Source organism: Variovorax sp. P1_H12_2, from assembly GCF_056405335.1.
This window is the reverse complement of sequence record NZ_JBFUCI010000514.1, coordinates 1-3,996: the sequence shown is the minus strand read 5'-3', so window position 1 is coordinate 3,996 and position 3,996 is coordinate 1. Positions and strand designations below refer to the sequence as shown.

5 protein-coding genes are annotated in these 3,996 nt (G+C 64.7%); all 5 read right to left on the bottom strand.

Annotation, left to right across the window (positions count from 1 at the left end; translation table 11 throughout):
- Nucleotides 1–940: acrylyl-CoA reductase (NADPH) (gene acuI, locus AC1D2K_RS31370; RefSeq protein ID WP_478093925.1), on the bottom strand; the 940-nt coding region annotated here is incomplete at its 3' end.
- A gap of 77 nt (nucleotides 941–1,017) precedes the next feature.
- Nucleotides 1,018–1,596 carry a TetR/AcrR family transcriptional regulator gene (locus tag AC1D2K_RS31365; RefSeq protein ID WP_478093924.1) on the bottom strand — a complete coding sequence of 193 codons (579 nt, stop codon included), beginning with the start codon at nucleotides 1,594–1,596 and terminating at the stop codon, nucleotides 1,018–1,020.
- Between the two features lie 29 nt (nucleotides 1,597–1,625).
- Nucleotides 1,626–2,891 (bottom strand): NADH:flavin oxidoreductase/NADH oxidase family protein, encoded by a 1,266-nt coding sequence (locus AC1D2K_RS31360; RefSeq protein WP_478093922.1) that lies wholly within the window; start codon nucleotides 2,889–2,891, stop codon nucleotides 1,626–1,628.
- A 7-nt stretch (nucleotides 2,892–2,898) separates the two neighbouring features.
- Entirely contained in the window at nucleotides 2,899–3,297 is a 399-nt protein-coding gene (locus AC1D2K_RS31355) for a helicase (RefSeq protein WP_478093920.1), read from the bottom strand.
- Nucleotides 3,298–3,333: 36 nt separating this feature from the next.
- A partial coding sequence (locus AC1D2K_RS31350) for an alpha/beta fold hydrolase (protein WP_478093918.1) occupies nucleotides 3,334–3,996 on the bottom strand: 663 nt, incomplete at its 5' end.

Below are 3,996 nucleotides of genomic sequence, written 5' to 3'. Positions count from 1 at the left end.
GTACCCGGTCGGCGATGCCAGTCACTTCGGCCAGGCCGATTACCTGGGTCGTGCGTGCGAGCTTGTCCAGTTCCAGATCGCTGGCCAGCCGTGACCAGGCCTGTAGGCGCACGTGCTGCGGCGCATTGACCGAGTCGATGCCGGCAAGGGTGACGTTGCGCAGGATGAAGGGTAGGACCGAAGCAGGCAGATCCGCGCCCTGGGCCAGACCGAAAGCCGCGACCACCCCGCGATACTGGGTCTGCGCCAGCACGTTGGCCAGCGTATGGCTACCGACCGAATCAATGGCTCCGGCCCAGCGCTCCTTGGAGATCGGTGCGCCGGGTTCGCTCAGGGTGTGGCGGTCGATGATGTCAGCCGCACCAAGAGCGCATAGGTAATCGGCTTCCTCGAGACGACCAGTGGACGCGATCACCCGATAGCCGAGCTTGGAGAGCAGGGCGATCGCCACCGAGCCGGCGCCGCCGTTAGCGCCGGTCACCAGGATGTCGCCGCGCTCCGGCGTTAGGCCGCCATGTTCCAGCGCCAGCACGGACAGCATCGCGGTGTACCCAGCCGTGCCGATGGCCATGGCATCCCGGCTCGAAAAGACCTCCGGGATCTTGACCAGCCAGTCGCCGCTCACCCGCGCCTTCTGGGCGAAGCCGCCGTGGTGGGTCTGGCTCAGCCCCCTCCCGTTGGCCAGCACGCGGTCGCCGGCCACGATGCCGGGGTAGGTCGAGGTCTCGACAGTACCGGCAAAGTCGATGCCCGGAATCAGCGGAAACTGGCGAATGACCGGTGACCGGCCGCTGACAGCCATCGCGTCCTTGTAGTTCACCGTCGAATAGTCGATCGCGACGGTGACGTCGCCCGGCATGAGGTCGGCTTCGTTGAAGTCGACCAAGGCCGTGGAAATCACTTCGCCGGTCTTGGTGGCCAGCAGCGCCTTGAAGGTCATGTTCACTTCTCCTTTGAGGTTAGGGGTTTCATATGTTGAGCATCATGCTGACGCGCAAAAAAAGGGCGGATGCAAACTCAATCCTCCCCAGGGGCGAGATGCTTTCGCGCCGCCTCCAGCACCGATTTGGACAGAGGTTCTTCGTCGACCGCGCGCGCCAGTACCACCGCCCCAATCGTGGCGGCAGTCGCCAGGGCGCGCTCGTGCGCACCGGGCTGGCCCCGGTCGGCCGATTGGCGGGAAACGACGTCGATCATGTCTTTGATGCGGCGCGTGATTGCGCGCCGCACCGCCGGCGCCTGACGTGGCATCTCCGTTCCCAGGGCGGCGACCGGGCAGCCGACCTCCGGGTTCTTCACATGATCTTCTGACAGATACGCGCGGACCAGTGCCTGCGAGGATCGCTCGGCAGGCACTGCGGCCGTGATGCGCAAGAAGGTGGCGATGGCCTCGGCACCTGCGCGATCCGCCAATTCGGCCAGCATGGCCTCGCGCGAGGCGAAATGCGCATAGAACCCGCCGTGGGTGAGGCCGGCCTGCTTCATGATGTCGGCAATGCCGATGCCGTCATAGCCACAGCGGCGGATCGCGCGTGCGCCAGCTTCGACGATGCGCTCGTGTGTGGCTTCCTTGGATCGGATTGTGGATCGTTTCATATGGCGTTCACCAGCGATGAGTTCTGATCTCAATCCCTTGGCACTAAAGTACGCACCCGCAGGCGCCGCGTGCGAAAGGTGCCCCAGCCGTTGTTGAGCGCGGACTTCAGGAATGCCGGCAGCCCACCTTCGTCGGAACGTGGCGCCTTGCCTCTTGCAATGCGCTTGAGCTGGCGCGTGTACCAGAGCACCTCCAWGATCCCCATGCGATCGACCGCCTTGATGCCGGTGCTGATGGGGCGCACCTGCTGGAGGCTGTCCCGCGATTGGAGCAGGGCGGCTGGCGCGTCGGGGTCGATCGCCAGCAGTCGCGCGAGGCCCACGAGATCGAGCGCGCCGGAGCGCAGGGCCGCGTTCATGCCGGCGGCCGTGCGAAAGCCGCCCGTGACCATCAGCGGCACCTTTACGGCGGCGCGCACCTTGCCGGCAAACTCGAGGAAGTAGGCTTCGCGGGCCACGGTGGAAGCCTTCTTTGCTTCCTGCATCGCACCGCTCATGGCGGGTGCCTCGTAGGTGCCGCCAGAGATCTCGACCAGGTCGATGCCCGCGTCGGCCAACTCGCGGATCGTCTCGAGTGACTCTTCCTCGGTAAAGCCTCCGTGCTGGAAGTCGGCCGAGTTGAGCTTGATGCCCACCGCGAACTCCGGACCGACCTGACGGCGGATCTCCGCATAGACGGCGAGTACGAAGCGCTGCCGCTTCTGGGGGCTGCCGCCCCACTCATCGGTGCGGCGRTTGTGGTGGGGGGAGAGGAACTGGTTGATCAGGTAACCGTGCGCACCGTGGATCTCCACGCCGCTGAAGCCAGCCTTCTTGCAGATCGCCGCACTGCGGCCGAAGCGTTCGATGACGTCCTCGATCTCGCCCGTCGTGGCTTCGCGTGGTGTCTCGAAGAAGGCAGCCATGTCCTCGCGGAAAGGAACGGCCGAGGGCGCGAGGTTGAACGCATTCAGCCCCTTGGTCGACTGTTTGCCCGGATGGTTGAGCTGGGCCCAGATGGCCGCCCCTTGCTCAGTCGCAGCTTGTGTCCACTGGCGCAGGACAGCCAAGTCCGACTCGTCCTCGATGACGACGTTGCCAGGCTCGCCCAATGCGCGGCGGTCAATCATCACGTTGCCCGTCATGATCAGTCCCAGGCCCGAGGCGCCCCAGCGTCGGTACAACTGCACCAGGTCGGAGGTCGGACGATTGTCGTAGGTGCCCAGCGCCTCGCTCATGGCCGCCTTGGCGAGCCGGTTGCGCAGCACGCTGCCATTGGGAAGTCGAAGGGGTTGGTTCAACAGATCGGCTTCCATGGGTGGCTCAGAACGTGGTGCGGTCATAAGGGGAGACGGCCTTCGGCGGCTGCAGGAATGCCGTCAGGCCCTGGAACCACATCACCTCCAGGAAATTGCCGCTGATGGTCAAGTCCTTGCTGCCCAGGCCTCTCAGGAAAGCGGCCGGACTGTCCTTGGCCGAAAGGATCGAGAAGCCTTTGCCGGCATCCTTGAAGCTGAAGGTGAAGCGCGGCTGGTCCACGAGCCCGGCCACGGAGCGGATGGCGCCATTGCGGATCACGAAGGTGCGGCCGACACCCGCGTCGGTGCGGATCTGGAACACCAGTTCCTTGCCCGCGACGTAACGTGCGCAGTCGGGGTTGTTCTTGATCTGCCGCTGCAGCAGTTGGGTGAACATCCACAGCAGGAATTTGAACTTGAGCATGGTCGGTGGCTTCGGGACGATGGATCCGGGCTGCCGTTACTCACCGAGGAAGTGCACGGCGTGGTGCAGAAAGCGCTGCGGATACTGGAACTGCGCGCCGTGCCCGGCATCGGGGTAGATGAACAGCTGCGCGTTGGGGATGTTGCGCGCCATGTAAAAAGAATTGACCGTCGGGATCATCACGTCGTGCACGCCGTTGAGGATGAACGTCGGCTGCTGGATACCGCGCAGGTAAGCAAACGGATCGTCTTCAGCAACCTTGGGCAGGTAGTGCATGTTGGCTTCGATCTGCGCAGAGGCCACTTCGTGGGACGAAGGCGGATCCTGATCGGCGCGCCGGTGGCGGCGTTCCCAGAACTCGCGGGCGGCCTGTTTGGCGGCCTCGGACCGGCCGAAGAACAGGTACTCGAAGTCTTCGTACACCGGTACCGGTCGTGGCGCCGTGGTCAAGACCTTGGGTTCCATATCGGGGTCGCCGCCCCGCGGGCCGGTTCCAAGCAGCATCAGCTTGCGCACCAGATTCGGATGGCGCCAGGTCAGGTCCAGCGCCTGGAAGCCACCGAGCGAGAAGCCCAGGACGTCGATCTGCTGCAAGCCTAGCAGGCTGCTGAAATACCTCACCGGATGGTCCCCCGAAAGTGGGCCTGAGGCGTTGTCTTCGCAGACCCACGAAACCTGCTCCGATGCGCGGCCCTGACA

Bases quoted from the DNA above. Each gene is read 5' to 3' on its own strand.
- AC1D2K_RS31365 (WP_478093924.1), bottom strand. From the start codon at position 1,596: ATGAAACGATCCACAATCCGATCCAAGGAAGCCACACACGAGCGCATC.
- AC1D2K_RS31355 (WP_478093920.1), bottom strand. From the start codon at position 3,297: ATGCTCAAGTTCAAATTCCTGCTGTGGATGTTCACCCAACTGCTGCAG.